Genomic DNA, 25,563 nt, shown 5'->3' on the forward strand with positions numbered 1-25,563 from the left:
TACACACAACATCTAATTAGCAAAAGCAGGCATACAGTCCCCATATTTGAAATTGGCCTGCGGAACAGTCATCCTCTTTTTCTTTACCGGAGCGAAAAATCCCTGGCTCTCCAGTTGCTGGGGTGTCCATTGATCCGTAAAAGTTTTAATATGAGGTTGAATTAAATCATCACAAATGGCGTATTGTCCGTTATTAACGACAAGCGATAGCTCTTCTTCTCCACTGAAATATTTGGCAAATTCCTCTGCAAATTTCTGGCTGACGGCGGGTTCGATCTCTTTCCAGAGTGCACGACAGCCTTTTTTCTCAAGATGCTTCAGCTTAGAATAAAATAATTTCTTTTCTTCCAGGGTTTCCTGAGGATGATTCATAAGGAGCGAGCTTAGCTCTTGTCTTACTAAAGCGCGTAGTTTTAAGGAACAAGTTTTTTTGTTAACAAAAAGAAGCTCCACCAGGGGATGAATACTTTGCAGTTTCTCAAGCACTTTATTGAAGGCGCCTGGCGGACAACAGGAGTCGTCCACAGTCAGGACATTATCAATACCCTCATCATTGATGTTATTTTGCCGCTGAATTTCATAAAGAGCCTCCAGCAGATTTCTCTTTGCATCTTCAAGACTGCCCTGGCGGCTATTTTCATCATGAATGGCGAGCCAGGCTAGACACAATAATTCGCGATTGCTAATTTGCGAGGTTTTATCAGTATATTTATAAAGCGGGTGATTATTCAGAACATCACGTACTGCCCGCTGCGCTGCTGCAGTTTTAAAATCCGGATTAGAAAAAGAAAGAACCCAGTCGCATAATTCATTCAGAATGACAGTGGTTGTTGCAGGAGTTAATTGTGTCTGATAAGCGCTGTATAAACGCAAGGCGGACTGGGAGGCGCTGATGTGAACGCTGGCAGTATGGGTACTTTGTCGATCATTAATTAGTGAAGCAGGCAAGCGTCCCCGTTGGCGAAGAAACTGAGTAAAAAAGTCGGATTCTACCTGTGTATTCAAGTAGTTAATGATTGCATCTACCCCCGCCAGATAATTGTCTTTGAACTGGAAGCAGATTTCGAGTAGATGCTCTAAATGTTCCTTTTTAATAGAAAAATGCTCTGGTAGATGCTCAATGAACATTGAGATACGTGGATTTGCCAATAATCTGGAATGAGGTAATGCCGCTTCGAAAAGGTTCTGATCAAGAAGATCACTGCGCATTGAATAGAGTACAGTCACAAATTGCGGTGCCGGGCACTTCATTAAAGCATCAATGTTCTGAGCGGTTGATAAGTTTCGAATATTTAAAACATACAGACTGCTATTTAGTTTTTTTAAATCGGGATATGAGGAAAGCTTTGCAATAATTTTCTTATCAAGGACCGAGCGCAGGAAAAAAAGAATATTGGAGAAATCATTATCTGTAAGTAACCGAGAAGCAAGGCGCTCAGTAAGACTTTCATGTGCTGCAAGAGTTTCCATATTCCACAACAGAGCCCCATTAAATTTTTTTCTCAGCTGTGCAAATAGAGTAATCGCTTTGATCTCATAAAGCAGTGAACCGAGCACTAAATAAAAATAATTACCAGTTCGTAGTGCAAGCGAGATGAAGGGATATAATTTTTCATAAGTCTTATTAAATTCTATAAGCACTTTGCCTAGTGCAATGGTTTCTTGATTGCTTAGTTCCCGATTAGTTTGTAGCGGACCATCAGCGTCAGGAAAAGCTAGACGTAACTGAGCCATTAATGGGTCATCCTTGGCTATCCAATACCATGGTTTAAATCGTTTATATTCGTCAAATGGATGAAGCGTGGCTTGTATATCCTGGTAGTTGGGCATAGAGAAGCTCAGATAATCAAAACTGAGTGGGTATAATAACAATATCGATTTCTAATTGCATTTTTTCCATAGTGGGTCGTTCACTTCGTTTAAGCCAACCTATACCGGTTTCCAATCTTTACCAGTTGTTTTATTTTAAAAATAAACCTATAGGCAAAGCATATAGTTGCACATTATTTTGTGAGAATGGTAATACCTCTTTACCTGAATAAAAGACAACACCATATTGAAATTTTGCCGGATTGAATTCGGCTAGCTTGATTAGTCCTTTAAAATCTTGTTGCTTTATGGTCGCAGAGGCTTTCACTTCTATCCCAATGATCTGACTATTGTCTCGCTCTAGCACGATATCCACTTCATTTTTATACTTATCTCGAAAATGAAAAAGTTCTACCTGTTCATTTGACCAACCATTTTGTTTTAACAATTCCATGAAAATTAAATTTTCTAAGAGTCCTCCAAAGTAAGAACTATTTATTAATTGATCTACATTCTTTATACCAAGAAGACTGCAACCCAGACCAGTATCAATCATTTGAAGTTTAGGCATGGTAATCGCTTGCCGTTTAGCCTTGTTTTTTAAGTAAGCGGGAACGATTTTAATAATAAACATTAATTCAAGGATCTCTATGTACGCTTTTATAAGTTTGTCTTCTTGACTAAGATCATTCGAAATATTTGAGTATTTAATAAGATTTCCAGCAAGTCCTGCCAGATAGGGAACTAATGATTTTAATTTGGCGCGATAATCGCCTCGCGCAGCATATAGTGTTTCAAAATCTTTAAATAAGCGACCTTCGAGATAAGAATTATACCAAATCTGTTTACCTCTCGGACTTTTATCCTGAACCTCAGGATAGCCCCCTAAAAGGATCAAATCTGCCAATTGTTGATGACTAATGCTGTCTATCAAATTGATATTAAAATTTTGGTTACATAATAAATCGATAATGTTGTTTTGGGTATTAAACTTTTCCGATAAGGATAAAGGGTAAAGTTCAAGCCTCGCCATGTGTGCTGGTAAAGCTTCCTGTGTTTTTCCAGATCTGAAAATATCAGCAGAGCCAGTTAAAAGAAATTTACCTTTTTCAGTGGCAGAAAGATTATCGGATGTTTGTTTTATTGCTGGGATTAATTCAGGGACATATTGAAACTCATTGATCTTACCCGTCAAAATCGGACACATTACTAAGCCACTTTATGGGTTTCAAATGCTGCGGGCGATTTATAGCCAAGCATCGAATGAAGCCGTTTCCGATTGTAATAAATTTCAATATATTCGAACACCTGTTTCTTAACACATTCTCGACTTGCATGTGTTAAGCATGCCGCCAGCGTTCAATCTGAGCCAGGATCAAACTCTTCAGTTTAATATCCTGTGTCAAATTTCTCTGACTATATTCTTTACTTCTCAAGCACTCAAATCTCTTCAAGCGCCCACACAGTTTGTCTTCATCTTCTTAATCAACTCGCCCCGAAGGCGTGATGCGTATTCTACGGATTTCGCTTCCCTTGTCAAACACTTTTTGCAAATTTCTTCAAAAAAGTTTTTTGACCCAGTAAATGGAACGTTTAGCAGAGCTTACATTCATTATTACTTCATAAGTTGGGGAGGAATACCACTATCGCAAAGTACTTTCGTTTATTTCAGAAGCTGACTTATTCTCAATTATCTGAAATCTGTACCCGGATGAAACGCCTCAAGTTTCAGTCTAGACCATTCTTTGAATTTTGCCAGTATTAATTCAAAATATTTCTAATTTTTTTTTCAACGCCTGCCTGCCTACACTATTAATATATATACTATCTGGCGCTTTTCAATCTTTCTTAAGCAAGTAACTGACTATTTATGTGAATAGTACTGGTGATTCTCTGCTTTTTTTGTTAATCTTCGGAATTGAACAATGGTGGCTTCATTGGTCCCCACGCGACGATAGATTATGAACCCCGTCAGGCCCGGAAGGGAGCAGCGGTAGTAATTGATTCGGGCGCCGAGGTGTGGCTTCTGAAGCTGCCGCCATATTACTAAAGAATGTCTATGAGTTATCTTGCGCTGGCGCGTAAATGGCGACCACGTTCTTTCTCGCAACTGGTTGGCCAAGAACATATTAATAAAGCCATTAGCAAATCACTGGCCCTGCAACGTATTCATCATGCTTATCTTTTCACTGGAACCCGCGGCGTTGGGAAGACCAGTATCGCGCGCTTAATGGCCAAAGCACTTAATTGTGAACTCGGTGTCAGTGCCGAACCCTGCCTGTCCTGTGATACATGCCTCGCCATTGAACAGGGCCGGTTTATCGATTTGATTGAAATAGACGGTGCATCAAAAACACGTGTTGAAGACACTCGTGAACTTCTGGAAAATGTACAATATGCGACAACGACAGGCCGCTACAAGATCTATCTGATCGACGAAGTTCATATGCTTTCGCAGCATAGTTTTAATGCCTTACTCAAAACACTGGAAGAACCCCCTGCACATGTTAAGTTTTTGTTAGCGACCACAGATCCGCAGAAGCTGCCTGCAACTGTTCTATCTCGTTGCTTACAATTCAATCTTAAACCATTGCAGCCTGCGGTTATCATTAGTCAGATGGAACTTATCCTCAAAGAAGAAAACTATAGTTTTGAACATCAGGCTCTTGAGATTATTGCGCGAGCGGCTAAAGGCAGCATGCGGGATGCACTTAGTATACTTGACCAGGCTATTGCCACTGCTGATAATCATTTGACCGCTGAAATTGCGAAAAGCCTTTTAGGACATACAAAAAAAGATTATGCCATTATTCTGCTGCAAGCTCTGCTTGCTGAAGATGCGGGAAGTATTATTAACACAAGCCGCCAGATTGCTGCCGAGGGAGGTCATTTCATTTTTGTTCTTGAAGAACTGATCAATCACCTTCACCAGATTTCTGTCAGTCAGGCTTTATCTGGTTCTCATCCCTTACTTGACTTTTCCGTTGAGACACAAATCCTGTCAACTCAGGTTACACCAGCAGATGTCCAATTGTATTATCAGATTGCCCTTAAAGGCATCGATGAGATTCATTTGGCTCCCAGCCTTTTAATCGGTTTTGAAATGACCCTGCTGCGCATGCTTAGTTTCAAGCCGGTGACCACATCCGTCATTCCTCCGCTTACAGGTGAGCAATTAGAGTCAGCTCCCTTTTCCAAAGCACCAGAGCCGCCTAAGGCTTTTGCTGTAGAAGAAATTGTCCGAGATGAACCAGGACCATCTGACGATGTTACGACGCCGCCGCAGGACGTTGTCAGGCATTTAGATGAAACACCCGTTAAGGCCATGTCTTTACCTTCAGAAGTTCCGGAGGTTGCGATTAATACAGCTCCGGTTAGTATTGAGGAAAACTGGGCACAAATTATTCCCCAGTTAAAATTGAGCGGACTAGCCCTGACTGCCGTAGAAAATGCTGAATTTATTAAACGCAGCGACAAGGATATTTTTTTGCAAGTAGCCAAGGGACACCACTCCCTGTTTTCGCCCGGGATTACACAACGCATAGAACAAACTCTGTCTGCATTTTATAAAACCAATATCCGTATTAATCTGAGCGTTCAGGAAACCATACAAAGTTCACCTGCGCAGGTTAAACAAATAGAGCAAACAAAAAACATGCAGGAAGCAGAGAAACACCTGGAGGAAGACCCTTTTTTACAACAGTTAATTCAGGAGTTTTCCGGAGAGATCGTCAAAAATTCTATTGTACCTAACAAAGATACATTATAATTAGTTAATCAACTTAAATGAGGTAGCTACACATGGATATTAATCAAAATCTTGGCAATCTAATGAAAGAAGCCCAAAAAATGCAACAAAAAATGCAGGAAGCACAACAGAAATTGAATTTGCTGACTGTACTCGGCGAATCTGGCGGCGGCCTGGTGCGTATTAAAATGAGAGGCAACCATGACGCGGTCGAAGTCAAAATTAATCCTTCACTGCTGGATGAAGAAGTTAGCATGCTGGAAGATTTAATTGCAGCGGCAATTAATGATGCCAATCGTAAAGTTGAAAAAGCATCTAAAGATGAAATCAGCCAACTGACTGCCGGACTGAATATTCCAACAGATTTCATGAAAGAAGAAGACAAGGAATAATAAGTTTTATGAATGCGTTGACCAGGCTTGTCGAGGCACTGCGCTGTTTACCAGGGGTGGGTCCAAAATCCGCCCAGCGCATGGTTTTCCACCTGCTGCAACACCAGCGTCAACGCGGCCTGCATCTTGCTGCCTGTCTGGAGCAAGCCATGCAGCAAATCAGGCATTGCGAACGTTGTCACAACTATACAGAAACCGAATTATGTTCATTATGCCAGGATAACACCCGTGAGCAGTCTGTCTTATGTGTCGTTGAAACACCTGCTGATGTGGCTGCAATTGAACAGAGCAGAGTATATAAGGGAAAGTATTTTGTACTCATGGGTAAAATTTCTCCACTCGATGGATTGGGTCCTGAGGACATCGGTTTGCCGCGCTTACGCCATCTGGCTCTGTCAGAGCAGATTGAGGAAATTATCCTTGCCCTAAGTCCATCCGTTGAAGCTCAAACCACCACCCATTTTATTCGCGAATTGTTTAGTGACTGCAGCATTCGCATCAGTCAGCTGGCACGAGGGATCCCCTCTGGCGGTGAGCTGGAGTTCCTGGATGTCACTACCATTGGTAATGCACTACGTAATCGAGCCCTTTTGAATGAGTAAAAGCCTTAGAATTTCAGTTCTTTTTTTATTGCTTTTTATAACAGGTAATATCTTTGCCTCTTTTAACAAAAGTTTATGGCCTATTTGGGAAGTTAACAATCCACTGTCTAAAGCAGTTATTCAACATTCAGAATGGCAGGAATTTCTGCAAAAACATCTCATTACAAATGAAGAAGGAATCAATCTGATTGATTATCCCAATGTCAGGGAAACCGATCGTCAGCTTTTAAAAAAATACATTGAGCGAATGTCAGGCATTAATATCAGCGAGTACAATCGAGCAGAGCAACTCGCTTACTGGATCAATGTGTATAACGCAATAACTGTACATACTGTTGCCAGTTATTTCCCGGTAAACAGCATTGATGAAATCAATATTTCACCCGGTTTATTCAGTATTGGGCCCTGGGGAGCCAAGCTGATTACTGTCAATAATATTTCATTGTCTCTGGACGAAATTCAAAATCGTATTATTCGCCCTATATGGAATGACTCCCGTAGTCATTATGCCCTGAATAATGGCGCAATTGGTGCTCCTAACCTGGGGAAAGAGGTTTATACCGGCGAAAAACTGGAACAGCAATTAAATCTGGCGGCCTTTGATTATGTCAATTCTCTGCGAGGCGTGCAGGTTATTGAGGGTGAATTGGTCGTTTCCAAAATATACGATTGGTTTAGTGAGGATTTTGGCGAAACCAAACAAAATGTAATTAATCATATCAGGCAGTTTGCCAAAGAGCCCCTCAAACATCAGTTAAAGCATGTTAATACCATTGACAATTATGTTTACAACTGGCATTTGAATACAACCGTTGGAAATCAGGCCGGTTAAGATTACTTGCTATTCCAGCCTTTCAAGCTCAGAATGCCATTAGGGTTAACTAATATTCTACTCATCGGATGGTAACGCGTTTTAGGCAGATTATAAAACAGGGCATTTATAGCTTTGCAGGATTTAACCTGTTATTTCTCTTATTTCAATTAATTTACAGTTTCTCCTTAAGCGCCAGCTTTATCCACGCGGTAACCTTGCCCTGGAAAGTTTATGTGGAGTTAATTGCCGCCTTTTTGCTGCAAATTATCCTGCACGTTCTCCTGACCCTGATTCAGGTTTTCTTATTATGGGGAATTACACCGATACCCATTTCCCAAAAGCGCCTGGACCAGCGTATTCTTACTATCCTAATAGTTTCTCTGATTGCCATTCTAAGCCTTAACTGCTACTTTTTTCCCTTAAGCGCCTTTAGCAAATTGTTTGTTCCGGGACTTCCACCCTTTCTGATTACTGCTGCCCTTCTGATCTCACTTGGCTTATTATTGCTGGCAAGTCTGATTAGCCTTTATCGATTCTGTTTGCTAAATACAAAAGTGAGCATCAGCTTAATATTATTAATCATTATTCTATTCCTGCCCTGGTCAAAAAAAGAGACACATTTTATCGCAGGGGCATCGCCAAATGTTATCATCATCGGCGTGGATTCTTTAAGCCCGAGCCAGGTTAGCAAGGCACATACCCCGTTCATCGCTCAATTTCTTGCCAATAGTGTGCATTTTACCAACACGGTCAGTCCTCTGGCACGAACTTACTCTGCCTGGGCAAGTATCTTAACCGGCCTGCATCCACTTCATCATCGCGCCAGAGAAAATCTTATCTCAAAGAAAGAAATTGACAGTGCCGCAAGCTTTGCATGGACTTTAAAGAAGGCAGGATATCAAACCATTTTTGCCACAGACGACAGACGATTCAATAATCTGGGAGAAGAGTTTGGTTTTCAAAAAATAGTCGGCCCTAAAATTGGCGCTAATGATGTACTGCTCGGCTCATTTTATGATTTTCCGCTCAGCAATTTTTTAATTAATTTTCGCCTTAGCCGCTGGCTGCTTCCTTACAATTACATGAATCGCGCCGGTCATTTTTCCTATTACCCTGAGACCTTCAATAAAGAATTGCAGCACTCTATTCTTGAGCTAAACAGGAAAAAACCTGTTTTTTTAGCCGTACATTTTACCTTACCTCATTGGCCCTATGCCTGGGCAGCCTCTTCTGCGGCCCAAGTTAAAAATGAATACAGTCTCGAAGAGCGGGAGGGACTTTATTATGCAGCACTGCATAAAGTCGATCAGCAAGTTAAAACATTGTTTGATTTCCTGCAAAAAACCGCAATCACTGATAACAGTCTTATTATTTTATTAAGTGATCATGGCGAAGTATTATATAAAAAAGGCTCCAGGAAAATCGATCCTGAGCTGTATCAGGGCAGCGGCTCAAGTCGTCTCGAGTCCTATTTTCCTCAAAAAACCGCTACTGAATTACAACGTAGCGCCGGACATGGCTCCGATTTATTAAGTCCGGACCAGTTTTTCTGTGTTCTGGGCATGGTAAGTTTTCAGCAGGGAGCAACCGTTAACCCGGTAAAAACTGTGCAGGACCGTGTGGTATTAATGGACATCGCCCCCACTGTCTACTCCTATCTTAAAATTCACCCGACCCCATTATCTGACGGCGTATCACTGGCAGGTTTTTTAAAAACACAAACCCATTTGAATGAACAAAGCCGACCGGTGATGCTTGAAAGCGGATTTCTACCCAACTCAGCCCTAAGTAATGAAAAAGCAGTCGAATATGGCAAACTGCTTTTCTGGGTGAATCCTCAAACCGATGATCTGGAAATTCGTCCCGATCGCTGGCCCCTTATCGATGCAATGAAGCTTTATGGAATATTGGATGGCGATTGGCTGCTTGCTCTTTATCCCGATAATGAGACCTATATTACGGTGATCCTGAATTTAAAAACCGGGGAATGGACTGATGAGGCCCAGTCGGCTTTCGCAAAACACTCACCGAGACAAAAACTGCTCGAACAATTGCTTAATTTTTATCAGAAACAATTGTCAGGTTATCCGCAAACTCCGCCAGCGTTTAAAGAGATGCCAAAGATTTCTAACTCATCCTCATGAACGGGATGACGTAGCCCGCGGAGGGCTTGTCTATCCCTGCTGAAGTTTTTCCAGGGACTTAAATAATGTCTCCAGTCTCGAATTCTGATTCATCTCTGGTGACGAATAAAGCGTCAGAATACGGCTTAGAGCCTGCAGATTTCGCCTCCCTGGCTTTACAACTGTATCCTGTCTGAAATCAGGATAGGCCGCCATTAGAATATGGCGATTTTTTAATTCGCATAGTAAAGCGGCCATCAAGTCTTCCATAACCTGGTAAACACGAATGACTGCTAATCGCTCATTCTCCTTGAGCAACTCCACATCACGAATCATCTGACCCTGCGCCGCTGCCTGTAAAGTCCTGAGCAAATAGCGTGTATCTTTATTTGAAAAATAACCATACAGGTCGATACATTGCTCTGTGCTTAGCTGTTGATAAAGAATAACCATTTGCTGCAGAAATTCATTGCCCTCTGGTTCTGATACAGGAGAGACCAACTGGCTTCGCAGGTACATAGCGGCGTCAATCAGGCGATTGGGATTAAACCAGTATTTATACGCGCGGAACAAATCATTAAGGCCCTGATGGATAAGATCATTGGTGGACAGAAAATTGGGCATTTCGCATTGCTGGAGGGCGGATTTGATAATTTCTCTTGTCATCTCATTTATTTCAACGCAAATCCCGGGAGGTAATTCATCTCCATGAAAAAGATAATCCTGAACTGGATTATAGCCACGCTGTTTTAGATTATGGAAAATCGTTTGATGGATGACCTCGATAAAATAATGTAACTGACAGAGCGTATTTTTAACTTCAATTTCTTTTTCAGTACTCAATCGATTGCCGTATAACAATCCCGGTTGCGTTTTATAAAAAAACAGGGCATTGACCAGTTCGACATATTCAGGCTCGGTCAATTGCTGATAAAAACCCAGACAATCGCGTTCATTTAAATGCAAAAACTGCTCTTTCGCCATATTGACCTTGTCATTGAAGCGATTGGCGAAATGAATAATTGCACTCAGCCATTCACTGACTGATTTCGCCTGTATTATTTTTTTCAGTAAAGGAGCCAGCAGTTCATTATCGCCGCAATTAGCCTTTGGATCGTGGTCAAGAACCAAGGCCATTAGATTCCTGTAATAAAATAATAAGCTATCAACGCTGCGGGCTTCATTTTCATCAGTACTGCCCTGTCTCCATTTAATACGGCATTTTTCAATTCTGGCAATACATTGTGAATAAATTGTTTCAAACAAAAGCGGCGACTCCCATACGGGATTAGCCTCAGAGGAGTTTAGACGGGATAATTTCTCATACAGTTCAATTAACTCATGGCAATACTCAACAATACTGCTCGTTTTGTAGGATGGGGTCGGCGAAGATTCCAGCAATGGCTTTAGCTTAGCCTCGTTAATTTTAATCGCATATTTTAATTCAGCCTTTAATCGGCAATTTTCATCAATCAACCAAGGTAACGGTACATGCATGGTTTCTGTCATCCCTTAAGTAAGGATTATTGTAGGTAATTGCAAATTCCCTTAACTAATAGCGCTTATTATTTGATTGTAGCTTAGTCCCAAGGCACTGAACAATAACAATTTTCAGCAGAAAATGGGGGCGGATATCCCCTTCACACGCGATGAAATTAAAGTGTAATAGGTATATAATTGTGAAAATACTTTCTATTAAAAATTGATGGAGTTTTATTTATGCCCATGCATCGCAAACCCCTGCTTTTCATTGACGATGCGCTCCCGGAAAGCCAAATGGCTGATTATTTTAATAAATTCAATTTTAATATTGTCTCGATCAAGAGCTTGTCAGAACTTGAAACAACTTGTGAAGAGCCTGTCGCCTTGCTTATTTCGGCCACACTGCTTGAAGCAAACCCGGCAAAAATTCATCAGATCTATGAACGTTTCAATGTACCGCTAATTGTTATCAGCAATCAAATCAATGAACAACTGTGTGTAAACATGCTTGAAGCCGGAGCTGATGATTTTCTGGTTAAACCAATTCATCCGCGCGAATTGCACGCTCGTATCGGAGCCATTAGTCGAAGAGTCGCAAGGGCAACTCAAAATGCAGAAGCTGAAAAAGAAGTACTACTTTTTTCAGAATGGCGTCTTTACCCGGCATCTCGACAGGTTTTTAGCAATGATCACCATGAGCTCCTGCTAAGCGCGGGTGAGTATGACCTGCTGCATGCATTCGTTCGACAGCCGCAGCAAGTGCTGGGACGAGAGTTTTTGTTACAGATAACCAAACATTCCGATCTCCACCCATTCGATCGCCGCATTGATGTTCAAATTAGCCGTTTAAGGCAGAAAATTGAACTGGATGCCAAAAAGCCCGCGCTGATAAAAACGATTCGTAATGGCGGGTATTTATTTACAGCACCGGTTGAAGTGCTGAAAGAGTCAGTTGAATCTCATTAAAATACCTTAATCAATAAGTTGTCCAATCTCTACCGTAGTTGTGTTAGGATAATCCATCCTCGCTCAGATATTACCAATGATTAGAGAGTCTGATTATGGCGAATTTTAGAGTTAAGCCAATTCGATTAACCAAAAAACATATCCTTTTTGTGATATTGCCTCTTGTGATTGTTGCCTACTGGCTTTTTCATAAAAGCTCCGTCAAGGACAATAGCAACCCGGTAAAAGTAGTTGAAACACTGACATTAAAAAAAGCCGATATTCAGGAAACTATTCATCTGCTAGGTACTATTCGTCCCAAGCACGTTGCGGTGTTAACCGCAAAAGGCAGCGGAATTCTCGATATCATGGCTAACCCTGGCGAAACAATTTCCAAAAATGGATTAATTGCCAAAATCGATAATCCCGATAATGAAAAATCCCTGCAATTATCAGAAACTGCTGAGCAAATAGCTCGTCAGCAATATCAGCGCCTTGCGGATCCCGCTTTGATTAAAAAAGGCTATGTCAGCCCGAAAGAGGCAGATGAGCAAAAACAAATCTGGCTGGCCGCGCAGAAAGAATTAGCTCAGGCAAAGCTTGATTTGGACAATCTGCGTTTTTATGCGCCTTTTGATGGCGTGGTTGGTGTCTACAAAAAACGTGAAGGCATGCAGGTCACCCAAGGAGATGCAATCGTTACTATCTATGACCCCAAATCGCTGGCCGTCGATATCGACCTGCCTTGCAGCACTCTCCCGACAATAAGGGTGGGGCAAACGGTGAAATTATTGAACCGGAATTATAAGCTTTCCCATGTACAAGCAATGCTGGATGAAGAAACGCACATGTGCCCTGCCGATATCGACATTGTTTGTAAGGAATGCCTGATTGGTTCAACCGTGGAACTCGACTTGCTTGTACGCGAACAGAAAAATGTAATAGTGGTACCCTCATCCGCCATTTTTCTAAGAAATGGCGCTCCATTCGTCTACATTCTTGATGGTGGAAAAATCAAACTGGCATCGATTAAAACGGGACTCAAAGATAAATCGACTGTAGAAATTACTGAAGGCTTGCAAGAGGGGCAAAAACTGATTATTAAAGGGCAAGAGCGCCTATATCCAGGAATGTCAGTCAGTGAATTTAAACCACAGCCAATAAAAAATGCCTCATTATGAAAATCACCAGTTATTTCATTAAACACCCGGTCATAACCATTATTCTTAACGCACTCGTCGTAGTAGTGGGGCTACTGTGTATTCAGTCGCTCTCACTCAGAGAATATCCTGACATCACCTTTCCAACGATCAGTGTTAGTACCAATTACCCCAACGCCAGTCCGGATTTGGTCGAAACCGCTGTTACCAATATACTTGAAGATAATTTATCAGGGATTGAAGGTCTGGACACCATCACCTCTCAATCACAAAGCGGCTCTTCTGAAATCACTCTGAGCTTTCGCATCGGCACTCCGATGGACAGAGCATTAAGCGCCACCCAGGACGCGGTAGGTCTGGCAAAATCCTACTTACCCGCCGAAGTAAAATCCCCCCGCATCGAGCGTCAGCGCCAGAATACTGGTCTGCCGTTTATTGGGATCGCGATTGAATCCAGGACTTTAGCCTTCGCCGACCTGACTCATTTTGCCAATCTCCGCTTAAAAAATGAGTTTCGCAGTGTTCCAGGTGTTTCATCAGTGAGAGTTTGGGGACAGCCTTACACTTATAACATCAGCCTTGATCCCAAGAAATTATACGCATTTGGCATCAATGTAGATGAGGTAATGAGCGCCCTTGAGCGAAGCCGTGTTTCATTGCCGGCAGGGAATTATCAAAACAAAATCCCGAGCACCTTAAACTCCGACCTAAAATCTGTGGAGGATTATGAAAACCTGCTCATTAAAGCAGATAAAAAACATCCTGTTTTTTTAAAATCAATTGCCGATGTTCAATTGATAAGCGATAACAGCCAGTTTCGAGTGCGCGTCAATGGCCATTCAGGGATCGTATTATCCATTAATCGCGCGAATGACGCCAACCCTATTGAGGTTTCCAGGCAAGTTCGAGCGACCCTGCAGGCGGTCCAGCAAAGCCTCCCCTCTTCAGTCCATGCCAGTATTATTCTGGATCAATCGCAATTTATTAATGCCTCTTTGCATAATATTCAATCCGCAATTCTTGAAGCAGTCATTTTGGTGCTCATTATTGTTTTTCTTTTTCTGAGAAATTGGCGTGCCACACTCATTCCTCTGGTGACCATTCCCATTTCATTGCTCGGCGCTATGATTTTTCTAAAGCTATTCGGTTTTTCCATCAACTTAATGACGCTGCTTGCGATGGTGCTTGCGATAGGCCTGGTAGTTGATGATGCTATCATTGTTCTGGAAAACATCTGGCGTCACATCGAAAAAGGTGAAACCGCATTGAATGCGGCGATACTGGGTGCCAAAGAAATTGGCTTCGCTATTATAGCGATGACCTTCACCCTTGCCAGCGTTTATATGCCTTTCGCCTTCATTGATGGGATGCTGGGGCAATTATTTGTAGAATTCGCGGTGGCTTTGGCCGGCAGCGTTTTTGTTTCCGGAATGGTGGCTCTTACCTTATCACCGCTCATGTGTGCAAAATTTTTAGGTAACCATGCAACGCCTCGTTGGCCTCAAATTGACACACTGTTGGAAAACCTGACAAAGCAGTACAACCATGCGCTTACGCGTGTTCTCAGCAAACGCTGGTTTGCAGCACTGGCCTCAATCCTCACCATCAGCATTTGCTTTCTGCTGTATTATAATACTCCTGCAGAAACCGCTCCCAAGGAAGATCGCGGCCTGGTTGGCATTTATACCCCGCCTCTTAGCAGCGAATCCTTAGATGATCTGGATAAGAAAGTGAGTGCCTTTGAAAAAACTACCACCTCCATCAAGGAGTCGGATTACAAATTAACTTTTATGGGGGATTGGGGCGCGAGTATTTTACTCCCGCTAAAACCTCATTCTCAGAGATCACAGTCGGCAGAACAGATCGTTGAGCATCTGCGCCCGCAGTTTAAAGAAATTCCCTCAGTGGATCCTTCCGTGTGGAGCTGGAATACTGGTTTGCCGGGAATTGATGATGCAGGCCAGGGAGCTGAACTTTCTCTCATTATTTCAACACCCGACAGCTTTCGTGATTTATTTGATCATGTTGAAAAATTAAAAGCGGTGCTCGACAGCAGCGGACAATTTGAATCCGCCAGTTATGATTTACGTCTGGATACTCTCGGCTACTCCATTGAGCTGGATAATAATGCCTTGAGCAAACTGGGATTAACTCCCGCCCAGGTCGCCAAAACCATTGAAGTATTTTTCAGTTCCGATAAATCACTCACTTTTCAAAAAGATAGTGTGCTTTACAATTTAACGGTTAAAGGCAATAGCGCTCCCTGGACCTTAAACGAGCTTTATCTAACTACACCGGAGGGCAAGCGGGTTTCGCTGGGAGCTTTTACTGCTATGAATGCTAAATCCCAACCAGCCACCCTCGAGCACTATAAGCAAATGCGCTCTACCACCTTGCATGTTCAATTTCCTGCCAAAGAATCTATTGATAAAGCAATGAAGCAGTTATGGAAATTATCCAAAACTGAATTACCCTCCCAGTACAAACTGACCTGGAGCGGTGCTGCAAAAGCTTATAACGAATCGTCTCATACCATGCTGTTCCTGTTACTTTTATCGATTTTGTTTATTTATGCCATTTTGTCGATTCAATTTGAAAATTTTATTGACCCGCTTATTATTCTATTTACCGTACCCTTAGCCTGTTCAGGAGCCTTAGCCGCTACCTATTTCTCCGGACAATCCCTGAATGTCTATTCACAGGTGGGGTTAATCACTTTAATCGGGCTGATTAGCAAGCATGGTATATTGATTGTTGAATTCGCCAACCAGCTTCGTGCGAAAGGACTTGCTGTCAGTGAAGCGGTGAGGCAGGCTTGTTCACTTCGCCTGCGCCCTATATTAATGACTACGGGGGCGATGATTTTTGGTGCAATCCCCTTACTGCTATCCCAGGATGCAGGCGCTGAGTCACGACATGCAATTGGAACAGTGTTAGTCAGTGGTCTGGCAATCGGCACTTTGTTTACACTCTTTGTGCTGCCCGGCATTTATTTGCTAATCAACAGCAAACGCAGAGACAGAGTTAAATCCTGATGCTCAATGCTTCAAGGTTTAACTTTGACTTGGCTCGTTCCTGTTTACTTTTCTTATCCTTGCCGTTTTAACCATATTATCACCCACCCTCAAAATCTCAATTTGAAAATCCTCAATCTGCAGGCAACTATCAGCTGTTGGAATATAACCCAAATGCTCAATAATAAGTCCACTGAGTGTGCGCGGCCCAATCATGGGTAATTGCCAGCCTAAACCGCGTTTCAAATGCCTGAGAGTGATGCTGGCGTCGACAATAATTGTCTCTTCATTTTCCTGCACAATGTCTTTACTCAGGGCGGCGATGTCCGTTGTAAATTCACCAATCACTTCTTCGAGAATATCTTCAATTGTAACCAGCCCCTGCAAATCGCCATATTCGTCCACCACGAAACAACTGCGCTTCTTTTCCTTGCGAAAATTCAAAAGCTGCACATTTAAAGGGGTGGCCTCGGGAACAAAATAAGGAGCGTCTGCAATTTTCAATAGACTGTCCTTGTCCAGCCTTTCTTCAAGAGCAAGATTTAACACATTGCGCACGTGCACCATACCAAGCAAATCATCAATGCTGTGACGAAACAGTGGCAGGCGGGTATGTTGAGCTGTTTCCAGCTCATCAAGAATCTGATGCCAGGGCTGCTCCAAATCAATACCAATCACATCAGCCTTGGGTATCATGATGTCTTCAACGGTCGCTTCTTCCAGATCCAGTAAACTAATCAGCATTCCCTGATGCTCGGCGGGCAATAAGCCGCCAGCCTCATTAACGACAGAACGCAACTCCTCAGCGCTTAACGCTTCGCGCTGGGCTTTATCCAGAGAGATACCAAACAGGCGTAAAATCCAATTAGTGATAGTGCTAATCAGATAAACCAGCGGCGCCAGAATTTTTTGTAAAAGGAGCAATGGCAAAGAGGAGCGAAACGCTACCTGCTGGGGATGCAATGCCGCCAGCGTCTTGGGAACCATTTCCGCCAAAACCAGAATAATTAAAGTGAGCACAAGTGTCGCCAGGGCGACCCCGGCATTTCCGTACAGCCTCTGACCTATCAGAGTAGCAATCATGGAGGCCGTGATATTGGCAAAGGTATTACCTATTAAAATAACTCCCAACAGTCTATCAGGTCGTTGCAGCAACCTGGAAACCCGAACAGCCTGATGATGATTCGTTTTAACCCAATGCTTCAGTCGATACCGATTAATCGACATGATGCCGATTTCCGTTCCCGAAAAAAAGGCGGAAAGCAGGATCAGAATAAAGAGAATAATCGATAGTGTGACCAGTGAAAACTGCACTTGGATTCCTTATCCGGTTAAATAACAAACCGAATTATACTCTTTATAAAGTAAAGATTACACAGAGAGAAACACCTGTGGTACTATGATTATTTTTGAAATCAGGCAGACATTCCATGTTTGATAATTTAACCAAACGGTTGAACCAGGCGTTCAAAACACTGACTGGGCAAAGTCATTTTACCGAAGAGAATACACAGCAGGCGCTTCGCGAAGTGCGCATGTCCTTGCTGGAAGCGGATGTTGCTTTACCTGTTGTTAAGCAATTTATAGAGAAAGTCAGGGAAAAAACGCTTGGTCAGGCAGTCGATGATAAACTCAAGCCCGAGCAGGCACTGATCAAAATTATTCATGATGAATTGATTGTCATTCTGGGCAGTGAGCGCTCAGAACTCAATTTTAAAACGCAACCCCCTGCCATTTTTCTTATGGCTGGTTTGCAGGGTTCCGGTAAAACGACCACTTCAGCCAAGCTCGCACGCTATTTAAAAGAGCAAGAGAACAAAAAAGTCATGCTGGTGAGCGTGGACGTCTACAGACCTGCGGCCATCGAACAGTTGCAATTGCTCGCGGAGCAGCTTGATATTGCATTTTTTCCGGCGCAGGCGCATGAAAACCCGCTCGATATTGCCCAGCGCGCACTCGATAATGCTAAAAAGCAATATGTGGATGTCGTTATTTTCGATACAGCAGGCCGTCTGCATATCGATCAGGACATGATGGACGAAATCAAAGCATTGCATCAAGCGGTCAAACCCGTTGAAACTCTGTTTGTCGTCGACAGCATGACTGGACAAGATGCAGCCAATACCGCCAAGGCCTTTCATGATGCCCTTCCCTTAACCGGTATTATTCTCACCAAAACCGATGGTGATGCCCGTGGAGGAGCGGCTTTATCCGTGAAGGAAATCACTGGTCAGCCCATTAAGTTCATGGGAACCGGCGAAAAAATTGATGCCCTTGAACCATTCTATCCTGACCGTGTCGCGTCCCGAATTTTGGGGATGGGCGATATTCTGACGCTGATTGAAGAAGTTGAGCGTAAGGCGGATAAAAAAAGCAGTGAGAAACTGGCGCAGAAGCTGAAAAAAGGAAAGGGCTTTGACCTGGAAGATTTCAAGCAGCAGTTATTGCAAATGAATAATATGGGTGGCATCAGCAGTATGATGAGCAAACTGCCCGGTATGAGCCAGCTGCCGCAACAGGCCATGTCGCAAGTGAATGATAAAGCATTGGCAAAAACAATTGCTATTATTAATTCGATGACCAAAAAAGAACGCCGTCTGCCCAAGATTATCATTGGCTCCCGCAAGAAGCGCATTGCAGAGGGTTCAGGCACACAGATTCAGGATGTTAACCGCTTACTGAAACAATATGAGCAAATGCAGAAGATGATGAAGAAAATTTCCAAGCCGGGCGCCTTAAAACAAATGATGCGCGGCTTGGGTGGCCTTACTGGAATGAAGGGTATTTTACCCGATGATTTCAAATAATTGTCAGAATGACTTCACATGTCGTGTGAATTTTCGTACAATACACGGCATTTTTACGTAACCACTCTTAGAAGAGGAAAATAATGGTCGTTATACGTTTATCAAGAGCTGGCGCTAAAAAGCGTCCATTTTATCACATGGTTGTTACAGACAGCCGCAAACGTCGTGATGGAAATTACATTGAACGCATTGGTTATTTTAACCCGGTCGCTCAGGGACAAGACATTCGTCTCCATATCGAAATGGATAAATTAACGCATTGGTTAAACGTGGGTGCACAGTTATCCGATCGCGTAAGCGCTCTTGTTAAAGAACATAAGAAAGCTGCTAACGCTGAATAATGTGAGTGATTTAACTGATTGGATAATTGTAGGTCGTTTTGGTCGAGTTCATGGTATAAAAGGCCTTATTACGGTACATTCCTTTACTGAACCCCGTAATAATATTCTTGACTATGCAGACTGGCATATTTCTATCGCCAAACAGTGGCAACCTGTTGAGCTGTTACAGGTTGAACTCAGCGATAAACACATTCTCGTAAGAGTAAAAGGTTACAATGAGCGAGAAGAAGCGGCCAAACTGACCAATTTGGAGATTGCGATAAGCAGCAAGCAATTACCCGTGCTAGAGCCAGATGAGTTTTACTGGCACCAGCTTGTTGGGCTGAAAGTTATCAATCAATCCAATGAGCTATTGGGTACAGTCACCGAGGTGATTGCGACTGGCTCAAACGATGTCCTGATTGTGAATGGTGAACGACGTCATCTGATTCCCTATTTACCTGGTCATTACGTTATAAAGGTCGATTTAAGCCAGCAACAGATTCTGGTTGATTGGGACGCGGATTTTTAATGTTACATCTTGGTGTGATTAGTCTCATTCCGGAAATTTTTAACAGTTTGAGCTATGGTGTAACAGGACGAGCGCTTGAACAGGGGCTTGCCCGAATTGAATACTGGACCCCACGTGATTGGGCAAAAAGGCCTTACCGTCAGATTGATGACAAGCCTTACGGCGGCGGTCCTGGAATGGTAATGATGTATGAGCCCCTGCATGCCGCAATAGAGCATGCCAAAGCGGCTCTGCCTTCAGGATGCCGTACTATTTATTTGAGCCCGCAGGGCAGGCAGATTAAACAGAACGACCTGATTAGAATTGCCCAGGATAAGACCCCCCTGCTTTTTATCGCAGGTCGGTATGAAGGGATAGACGAGCGAATTATCCAGCAACACGTCGATGAAGAATGGACGGTTGGCGATTTCGTGATGAGCGGCGGAGAATTAGCCGCAATGATTTTTATTGATGCAATTTTGCGTTTGTTGCCCGGCAGCCTGGGCCACGCGGGCTCTGCAGAGCAGGATTCATTTATGAATGGCTTGCTGGACTGCCCGCATTATACCCGCCCGGCGCTGGTTAACGGACAGAAGGTTCCAGACGTTTTACTGAACGGTAACCATCGGGAAATTGAACGCTGGCGACGTAAGGCATCTTTAGGAAATACCTGGTTAAAAAGACCGGATTTATTAGAAAAAATCGATTTAAACGATTTGGACAGGGAATTACTGAGGGAGTTTCAAAATGAACACAGTGATTCCTGCTAAAAAACGGAGCATTTTTCTACTGCAGCATACTGCTTGCAGCATTAAAAGCTTTTAAAATGAATGCTCTCACGGAATAACCGAGAGAAGTAACAACCGGCAAGCTATGGAGCATCGATATACACCTGAGCTTGCAGCGACAGACCATACTTGAGGAGTGATGATTCATGACTAACATTATTGATCAGCTGAATGCCGAGCAAATGCAAGGTAAAAATATTCCTGATTTCAGCCCAGGCGATACCGTTTTAGTACAAGTAAAAGTAAAAGAAGGTACTCGTGAGCGTTTACAGGCCTTTGAAGGGGTTGTAATTGCCAAACGTAACCGTGGTTTAAACTCTGCCTTCACCGTGCGTAAGATTTCTCATAACGTCGGTGTAGAACGTGTATTCCAGACTTACAGCCCAATCGTCGACAGCATTACTGTCAAACGTCGTGGTGATGTTCGTCGTGCCAAATTATATTATCTGCGTGATCTGGCTGGCCGTGCTGCTCGCATCAAAGAAAAATTAAGCAGCCGCAAAGAAGACTAAGATCAAGACAAGGCCTGTTGACAATCAACTGCCCTGCTTGCCAGAGTTTGCCTGAATTACCGCTCCGTTTAATGCCGCGACTTGATCGCGGCATTTCTACATGTAGACCCCACAACTATTGAGCTTCGCCTATTTAGCAGGTTTTTTTGCGCAAAAAGCCGTCTTTGCGAGCGTTAGCGAAGCAATCTCCTTACTCTGTCCAAGTATCGATCTGCTTCACTTTGTTCGCAAAGACACTAGGTTAGTTGCTTGATTTTATTTACGCAAGAGCACATGGTGGAAGTCGCAGTGTAGAAGTAAGATAGAAAAAAGCCCTGATTCCGCTTTGCATCCTCAGGGCTTTATAATTAGATGGATAAACCCTCTTTATCCGCTGGAGCCTCAGCTGTATCGCCCTTATTCTCTGGCTTGTTATAGAAAAGGGAGAAGTATTGGCGCGCGGTGGTTGGATCCACAACAGGCTCATCCACTACCTGCTTATAGGCTGCATGTTCATCCATCGCCACATCCGTCATTTGTTGATGACGAATGCCTTTCATATATTTGCGATGCATATCATGACAAAGGGCTATAATGTTATAACTAGATTGGGGAGAGGGGTCATGATCGCGGGATTCTTGATCGAATTCATCGACAGCCTTAATACCTAATTTAGCAAGTTTTCGCATGCCGGTGTTGTCTTCGATTTTTTTAGGCCCCCAGAAACTTTTGTAGATTAAGGTCGCTATACCTCGGGTAATTGGCTTGAGCAGCCAGGTCAGCGGGGTGGTCGCAATTTCTATCGCCCCCCTCACGAAACTGAATATTCCATCCAAAAATCGCCAAGGATTTAAGGTCAGCAGGCCAACAAGTGTTTTAAGGAGGCCACTGCCCACATTCAGCAACCCAACCAGGGGTTGTCTTAAGTCTTGTTTGAATGGATGCCATGAAGCAGAGGTTTTATAAGGTTTGAAAAAGTCGGTAAACAGTTTAACAGTTTTTTTCAAATGGTGAGTTAGAGGAATATATTTCCAATCACCCAAACCGACAGGATCATAGCTGCGATGCGGGTATTTACGCCATTGTTTGTCTCTACTCACCTGATGAGCAGGCGCCTGCTGTAAATTAAAATACGCATTAAGCAACTCTTCAGATGAGTCAATATCGTCTAGCCATGAAATGCCCTTTATCTTTTGCACGGCTTCCATGATTCGCATTGGAGCACGAATATTGCGACGGCTGTATTGCGACACTTCATGTACTTTTTTAGGGGCGTAAACCTGGGTAAACCAGGTTTGATACTGATTGAGGCTGAGCTCGAGTTGCTCTTCATCAGCAAATCCATTAAGAATATGCTCTTTCATCTGCTCAATAAAAATTGCAGTTGCCTCATTTCCTGCGTTCAACCCCTTGAAATAAGAAAGTCCTAATTTGGCATCACCCGCCAGCTTAACATGGACTTTGGAGCCGTCTTTTCTTACTACCTGCGTACTGATTTGTCTGGCATAAGTCGCCGGCGCTTCGTTGACGCTAACCCGCACCGAGTTCCAATCGATAAGAGAAGAATCTTCATGGCATTTTTCGATTTTAAGCTCGAGATAGCGGGTGAGAAAACTACGAATGTCCTGGGGTATATCCTTTGCCTGATCGTTGTTTTTAAGATGAATAGGCTTTTGCGAGGTGGCGATGGACTTCAAACGATCAAAGACTTCCTTCGAAATCATCATTTGCATGGTAACAGGAGTTTGACCTTTTGCGAAATGCCCCACATATTCGCTGGCAATCATCCCGCCACGCGCCATATTCTGATAAAAATTGACGGTGGCAACTCCTTCATTCTTATGTGAGCCATTGACTTCGTAACGAAGCTGCAATACATAATCAAATTCCTGCTTAACCTGATTATCTTCTCCAAAAAAGTGCTTGCTGACGACACTGTGAGTTCCATCCGCGCCAAGGATAAGTTTTGCCTCAGGATGTCCTTCGAGAATTTTTTCTTCAATATTTTCCGGTGTGATGGCCTCATGGATAATCCTTGTAGGCTCACATCCTTCTTCACACTCCAGAGCCAGCTCTTTGAATATTTTTTCAAGTTCGCTAGTGCGAATATGCGGATCTTTTTTGAGTCGGACCAGCAGAGGTTTTAGCGTGGGATGTTCTTCGGTTCCCGTTGCTTTCATTAATGAGGCTAGATGCTGCCATTGCATACTCAGTGTATGTTTACGCTGGTATTCGGTATATTTTTCATAGATGACAATTCTTAATTCCGGATTTAATTTCTTCATTGCCCAGGCATGAGCCAGACCAATAGGACCTGCACCCACTATAACCACATCAACCATAACCACCTCATAATGGTGAACAAATATTGCGCTATTATACGCAATATTGCACAGATATCAAGCATCTTGTGATGTAGATAGCAAATGCTCTTAAGATTGAGGTCCTTCCGATGAGGCGCGAAGAGAAGATGAATCACAGCCAATAATACTTTGTAAACAGTGCATACCAAAAAACAAAAGCTGATTTTGTTTGTCGACAATCGCTTTTCCCAGGCTGAAAGGCGGTTGCAACCTTTTAAGATAATTAAATTCCCAGTCAAGCGGCTGTTGTGCCTTAATTTCATCAAGCTGCAACCTTACCTTATCCCAATCGATTTTGTTGGCCATCGAAACTCTGAAATACTCATTCAGAATTTTAACTAATCCAAAACGCACCGCAGTCACTTTAGCCTCATCCGCACGGTTCTTGGATGTAGGTGAAGCCTGCTGCTCAAGCGGGTTTTCTTCTTTTCCAGGATTTAGGGAGTCGAGTGCTTTTGATAATAAGTCTGCATACTCATTACAAAGTTCACGGTAAGGTTCAAGCGACTCAATATTCGCCCTTAGCTTTTGAATTTCGCTGTTTCCCTTTAGTTCCTGAACTTCCTTTAGCAGTTTTTGCGTGCGTTTATCGAGCTCCCTATATTCTTTACGTAAAAATTTACTGTTGGCTTCTGCAGACAAAACCGGACATTCTCTTTCCATATGCTTAATTACGGCAGCGTTGTTCCAGGACTCATTCGATCCCCAGTCTTCATTTGTCGCATAGAACATCAGGAGCTGGTGTTTGAAATAAACCATATATTGCAGGGCGGCACTTATAAGATTAGTACAGCCGTATCCTGCAACTCCTTTGAAAAGATTGACACCCTGGGCCGCATAAAGCAGTTCAATATGCTTCATATCTTCAGGACGAAATCCATAGCGAATTAATTCGAATACGCCTATCGGCAGCAAATCATCGCCTCCTCCCGCCTTGACACCGCATTTTTTCTCGAGGTAGGCCGTCCAGTCCAGCGCACGGAGATAGTCACCATCCCTTAGAAAATCGAGATAATCTTTAGTCGTTAATGTCACGCTGCTACTCCTTGCAAAATTAATTATCCCGTTAAAGAAATAATGACAACCGCCGATATCAAGTCAAACAATAATAAAAAAAGAGCCTGCCATGAAAAAAAGTATAGCGATCCTTTTGTTCATCTTGCCAGTTTCCTTAACATTTGCAAACTGTGATCCTGGTCGATTTCGCTGGGAGTGTGATTTGCCCTTAAAGCCCAAGCCTTCAGCGTCTGCCCATTCACTGGTTTATTGTGGAAACAGTTACGGTTATATGAGCAAAGCCCAGTATGATATTTTGTCACGTTATCATCGGCGCAGTATCAACATGGTGCTCAAAATTAATGGTGAATATGTCGACAGCCCCTGTATTCCTGCAGAAAGATAGGGAACAGCGGCCAGTTAGAGTATAATCGATTTTTTCTTTATCTGGACACTGAGTGACTCTGAAGAGTATAAAGAATCAACTGCCTGTGACGATTATTAGAAAGTCAATTAAACATCTGTATTTAAGAATTAAGGCGCCGCTTGGTGAAATCATCGTCAGTGCACCGCATAGAATGAGCGATGCAGCGATTGAGCAATTTTTACTGAGCCGCCAGTCCTGGATTATTGAGAAGCAAAAGGAGGTTGCAGGGCGTTCGCCTCAGCAGACTCTTTCTGAAAATCAGATTAAATTTCTGGGAAAAGTTTACTCTCTTGTGAAAGATGGTAGCTCAGGCAATCGGGTTCTGGGCATCGTTAACGAACAACTGCATTTCTCAAGCACTTTAGATAGCGCTCAAAATCTTAATACGATACTGGCTAAATGGTATCGGCAGGAACTGGAACGTTTAATGGATACCCTGTTAAGCAAATGGCAACCGATCATTAAGGTGTTTCCCAAATTCATTGGCATACGCGCGATGCGAAGCCGCTGGGGCTCCTGCAATACCAGCAAGGGCCGCATCTGGTTAAGTCTGCATTTGATTCATCATCCGCCTGAGTGTATTGAATATGTTTTTGTGCATGAAATGGTTCATTTGATTGAAGCTAGCCATAACCATTATTTTAAACAGCTGATGACGCAATTTTTACCAGACTGGAAAGAAAGAAGAAGCCTGCTCAATGGTAAAATAGACTAATATTGGCCATACGTTAAATCTTCTCGCTCTCCTTCACAAAATGGACTATGATTTCT

General features: G+C 42.9%; 22 protein-coding genes and 1 other RNA gene. 16 read left to right on the forward strand and 7 right to left on the reverse strand.

What is annotated here, in order from left to right:
* Window positions 1-12: 12 nt before the first annotated feature.
* The 3 genes from LXA66_RS05630 to LXA66_RS05640 all read right to left on the reverse strand — a co-directional run bounded on the left by LXA66_RS05630 (window position 13) and on the right by LXA66_RS05640 (window position 3,165).
* Window positions 13-1,830 (reverse strand): hypothetical protein, encoded by a 1,818-nt coding sequence (locus LXA66_RS05630; RefSeq protein ID WP_233012366.1) that lies wholly within the window; start codon window positions 1,828-1,830, stop codon window positions 13-15.
* 130 nt (window positions 1,831-1,960) lie between these two features.
* Window positions 1,961-3,004: an ATP-binding protein gene (locus LXA66_RS05635; RefSeq protein ID WP_233012367.1), complete on the reverse strand. Its 1,044-nt coding sequence runs from the start codon at window positions 3,002-3,004 to the stop codon at window positions 1,961-1,963.
* Window positions 3,005-3,018: 14 nt separating this feature from the next.
* Window positions 3,019-3,165 (reverse strand): IS3 family transposase, encoded by a 147-nt coding sequence (locus LXA66_RS05640; RefSeq protein WP_255665330.1) that lies wholly within the window; start codon window positions 3,163-3,165, stop codon window positions 3,019-3,021.
* Window positions 3,166-3,744: 579 nt separating this feature from the next.
* Between LXA66_RS05640 and ffs the strand changes: the two genes are divergently transcribed.
* The 6 genes from ffs (at window position 3,745) to LXA66_RS05670 (ending at window position 9,509) form a co-directional block, all read left to right on the forward strand.
* An RNA gene (gene ffs, locus LXA66_RS05645) (signal recognition particle sRNA small type) lies at window positions 3,745-3,841 on the forward strand.
* A 27-nt stretch (window positions 3,842-3,868) separates the two neighbouring features.
* Window positions 3,869-5,578 carry a DNA polymerase III subunit gamma/tau gene (dnaX, locus tag LXA66_RS05650; protein WP_233012368.1) on the forward strand — a complete coding sequence of 570 codons (1,710 nt, stop codon included), beginning with the start codon at window positions 3,869-3,871 and terminating at the stop codon, window positions 5,576-5,578.
* Between the two features lie 32 nt (window positions 5,579-5,610).
* Window positions 5,611-5,949, forward strand: coding sequence for a YbaB/EbfC family nucleoid-associated protein (locus tag LXA66_RS05655; protein ID WP_233012369.1), 339 nt, complete (start codon window positions 5,611-5,613; stop codon window positions 5,947-5,949).
* Between the two features lie 8 nt (window positions 5,950-5,957).
* Entirely contained in the window at window positions 5,958-6,551 is a 594-nt protein-coding gene (recR, locus tag LXA66_RS05660; protein ID WP_233012370.1) for a recombination mediator RecR, read from the forward strand.
* Window positions 6,544-7,383: a DUF547 domain-containing protein gene (locus LXA66_RS05665; RefSeq protein WP_112220442.1), complete on the forward strand. Its 840-nt coding sequence runs from the start codon at window positions 6,544-6,546 to the stop codon at window positions 7,381-7,383. The genes recR and LXA66_RS05665 overlap by 8 nt, the downstream gene beginning before the upstream one ends.
* Window positions 7,384-7,451: 68 nt before the next feature.
* Window positions 7,452-9,509, forward strand: coding sequence for a sulfatase-like hydrolase/transferase (locus tag LXA66_RS05670; protein WP_233012371.1), 2,058 nt, complete (start codon window positions 7,452-7,454; stop codon window positions 9,507-9,509).
* A 30-nt stretch (window positions 9,510-9,539) separates the two neighbouring features.
* Here LXA66_RS05670 and LXA66_RS05675 read toward each other — a convergent pair whose 3' ends face one another.
* A complete protein-coding gene (locus LXA66_RS05675) occupies window positions 9,540-10,985 on the reverse strand; it encodes a hypothetical protein (RefSeq protein WP_233012372.1) in 1,446 nt (481 codons plus the stop codon).
* Window positions 10,986-11,207: 222 nt separating this feature from the next.
* Between LXA66_RS05675 and LXA66_RS05680 the strand changes: the two genes are divergently transcribed.
* The 3 genes from LXA66_RS05680 (at window position 11,208) to LXA66_RS05690 (ending at window position 16,110) form a co-directional block, all read left to right on the forward strand.
* Window positions 11,208-11,936 (forward strand): winged helix-turn-helix domain-containing protein, encoded by a 729-nt coding sequence (locus LXA66_RS05680; protein ID WP_370637187.1) that lies wholly within the window; start codon window positions 11,208-11,210, stop codon window positions 11,934-11,936.
* Window positions 11,937-12,031: 95 nt separating this feature from the next.
* A complete protein-coding gene (locus LXA66_RS05685; RefSeq protein ID WP_233012373.1) occupies window positions 12,032-13,096 on the forward strand; it encodes an efflux RND transporter periplasmic adaptor subunit in 1,065 nt (354 codons plus the stop codon).
* The gene (locus tag LXA66_RS05690; RefSeq protein ID WP_233012374.1) at window positions 13,093-16,110 is read left to right on the forward strand and encodes an efflux RND transporter permease subunit; all 3,018 of its coding nucleotides are present in this window, start codon (window positions 13,093-13,095) and stop codon (window positions 16,108-16,110) included. The genes LXA66_RS05685 and LXA66_RS05690 overlap by 4 nt, the downstream gene beginning before the upstream one ends.
* Window positions 16,111-16,128: 18 nt before the next feature.
* On the opposite strand, the gene LXA66_RS05695 is transcribed toward LXA66_RS05690, so the two are convergent.
* A complete protein-coding gene (locus LXA66_RS05695) occupies window positions 16,129-17,403 on the reverse strand; it encodes an HlyC/CorC family transporter (RefSeq protein ID WP_112220447.1) in 1,275 nt (424 codons plus the stop codon).
* Between the two features lie 116 nt (window positions 17,404-17,519).
* On the opposite strand from LXA66_RS05695, the gene ffh reads away from it, so the two are divergent.
* The 5 genes from ffh to rplS all read left to right on the forward strand — a co-directional run bounded on the left by ffh (window position 17,520) and on the right by rplS (window position 21,027).
* Window positions 17,520-18,896, forward strand: a complete 1,377-nt coding sequence (ffh, locus tag LXA66_RS05700; RefSeq protein ID WP_233012375.1) for a signal recognition particle protein — start codon at window positions 17,520-17,522, stop codon at window positions 18,894-18,896.
* A gap of 83 nt (window positions 18,897-18,979) precedes the next feature.
* The gene (rpsP, locus tag LXA66_RS05705; RefSeq protein ID WP_058507999.1) at window positions 18,980-19,237 is read left to right on the forward strand and encodes a 30S ribosomal protein S16; all 258 of its coding nucleotides are present in this window, start codon (window positions 18,980-18,982) and stop codon (window positions 19,235-19,237) included.
* Between the two features lies 1 nt (window position 19,238).
* A complete protein-coding gene (rimM, locus tag LXA66_RS05710; protein WP_233012376.1) occupies window positions 19,239-19,748 on the forward strand; it encodes a ribosome maturation factor RimM in 510 nt (169 codons plus the stop codon).
* On the forward strand, window positions 19,748-20,497 hold the full coding sequence (gene trmD / locus LXA66_RS05715; protein WP_233012377.1) for a tRNA (guanosine(37)-N1)-methyltransferase TrmD: 750 nt from the start codon (window positions 19,748-19,750) through the stop codon (window positions 20,495-20,497). The genes rimM and trmD overlap by 1 nt, the downstream gene beginning before the upstream one ends.
* 164 nt (window positions 20,498-20,661) lie before the next feature.
* The gene (gene rplS, locus LXA66_RS05720; RefSeq protein ID WP_112220451.1) at window positions 20,662-21,027 is read left to right on the forward strand and encodes a 50S ribosomal protein L19; all 366 of its coding nucleotides are present in this window, start codon (window positions 20,662-20,664) and stop codon (window positions 21,025-21,027) included.
* A gap of 347 nt (window positions 21,028-21,374) precedes the next feature.
* Here rplS and LXA66_RS05725 read toward each other — a convergent pair whose 3' ends face one another.
* Window positions 21,375-23,348: a hypothetical protein gene (locus tag LXA66_RS05725; RefSeq protein ID WP_233012378.1), complete on the reverse strand. Its 1,974-nt coding sequence runs from the start codon at window positions 23,346-23,348 to the stop codon at window positions 21,375-21,377.
* A 90-nt stretch (window positions 23,349-23,438) separates the two neighbouring features.
* Complete coding sequence (locus tag LXA66_RS05730; RefSeq protein ID WP_233012379.1) at window positions 23,439-24,404, reverse strand: hypothetical protein; 966 nt, start codon at window positions 24,402-24,404, stop codon at window positions 23,439-23,441.
* A 91-nt stretch (window positions 24,405-24,495) separates the two neighbouring features.
* Here LXA66_RS05730 and LXA66_RS05735 point away from each other — a divergent pair, with 91 nt between their 5' ends.
* Window positions 24,496-24,771, forward strand: coding sequence for a hypothetical protein (locus LXA66_RS05735; RefSeq protein ID WP_233012380.1), 276 nt, complete (start codon window positions 24,496-24,498; stop codon window positions 24,769-24,771).
* A 52-nt stretch (window positions 24,772-24,823) separates the two neighbouring features.
* The gene (locus tag LXA66_RS05740) at window positions 24,824-25,507 is read left to right on the forward strand and encodes a SprT family zinc-dependent metalloprotease (protein WP_233012381.1); all 684 of its coding nucleotides are present in this window, start codon (window positions 24,824-24,826) and stop codon (window positions 25,505-25,507) included.
* Window positions 25,508-25,563: the final 56 nt, after the last annotated feature.

This window comes from Legionella sp. 16cNR16C (assembly GCF_021297775.1).
GTDB classification, from domain to species: domain Bacteria; phylum Pseudomonadota; class Gammaproteobacteria; order Legionellales; family Legionellaceae; genus Legionella_C; species Legionella_C quinlivanii_A.

What these genes read in the sequence shown, in the direction of transcription:
- trmD (WP_233012377.1), top strand. Translation starts at nt 19,748, where the DNA reads ATGTTACATCTTGGTGTGATTAGTCTCATTCCGGAAATTTTTAACAGT.
- ffh (WP_233012375.1), top strand. Translation starts at nt 17,520, where the DNA reads ATGTTTGATAATTTAACCAAACGGTTGAACCAGGCGTTCAAAACACTG.
- LXA66_RS05630 (WP_233012366.1), bottom strand. Translation starts at nt 1,830, where the DNA reads ATGCCCAACTACCAGGATATACAAGCCACGCTTCATCCATTTGACGAA.
- rplS (WP_112220451.1), top strand. Translation starts at nt 20,662, where the DNA reads ATGACTAACATTATTGATCAGCTGAATGCCGAGCAAATGCAAGGTAAA.
- LXA66_RS05735 (WP_233012380.1), top strand. Translation starts at nt 24,496, where the DNA reads ATGAAAAAAAGTATAGCGATCCTTTTGTTCATCTTGCCAGTTTCCTTA.
- LXA66_RS05655 (WP_233012369.1), top strand. Translation starts at nt 5,611, where the DNA reads ATGGATATTAATCAAAATCTTGGCAATCTAATGAAAGAAGCCCAAAAA.
- rpsP (WP_058507999.1), top strand. Translation starts at nt 18,980, where the DNA reads ATGGTCGTTATACGTTTATCAAGAGCTGGCGCTAAAAAGCGTCCATTT.
- recR (WP_233012370.1), top strand. Translation starts at nt 5,958, where the DNA reads ATGAATGCGTTGACCAGGCTTGTCGAGGCACTGCGCTGTTTACCAGGG.
- LXA66_RS05680 (WP_370637187.1), top strand. Translation starts at nt 11,208, where the DNA reads ATGCCCATGCATCGCAAACCCCTGCTTTTCATTGACGATGCGCTCCCG.
- LXA66_RS05665 (WP_112220442.1), top strand. Translation starts at nt 6,544, where the DNA reads ATGAGTAAAAGCCTTAGAATTTCAGTTCTTTTTTTATTGCTTTTTATA.
- LXA66_RS05685 (WP_233012373.1), top strand. Translation starts at nt 12,032, where the DNA reads ATGGCGAATTTTAGAGTTAAGCCAATTCGATTAACCAAAAAACATATC.
- LXA66_RS05690 (WP_233012374.1), top strand. Translation starts at nt 13,093, where the DNA reads ATGAAAATCACCAGTTATTTCATTAAACACCCGGTCATAACCATTATT.
- LXA66_RS05670 (WP_233012371.1), top strand. Translation starts at nt 7,452, where the DNA reads ATGGTAACGCGTTTTAGGCAGATTATAAAACAGGGCATTTATAGCTTT.
- dnaX (WP_233012368.1), top strand. Translation starts at nt 3,869, where the DNA reads ATGAGTTATCTTGCGCTGGCGCGTAAATGGCGACCACGTTCTTTCTCG.
- LXA66_RS05675 (WP_233012372.1), bottom strand. Translation starts at nt 10,985, where the DNA reads ATGCATGTACCGTTACCTTGGTTGATTGATGAAAATTGCCGATTAAAG.
- LXA66_RS05725 (WP_233012378.1), bottom strand. Translation starts at nt 23,348, where the DNA reads ATGGTTGATGTGGTTATAGTGGGTGCAGGTCCTATTGGTCTGGCTCAT.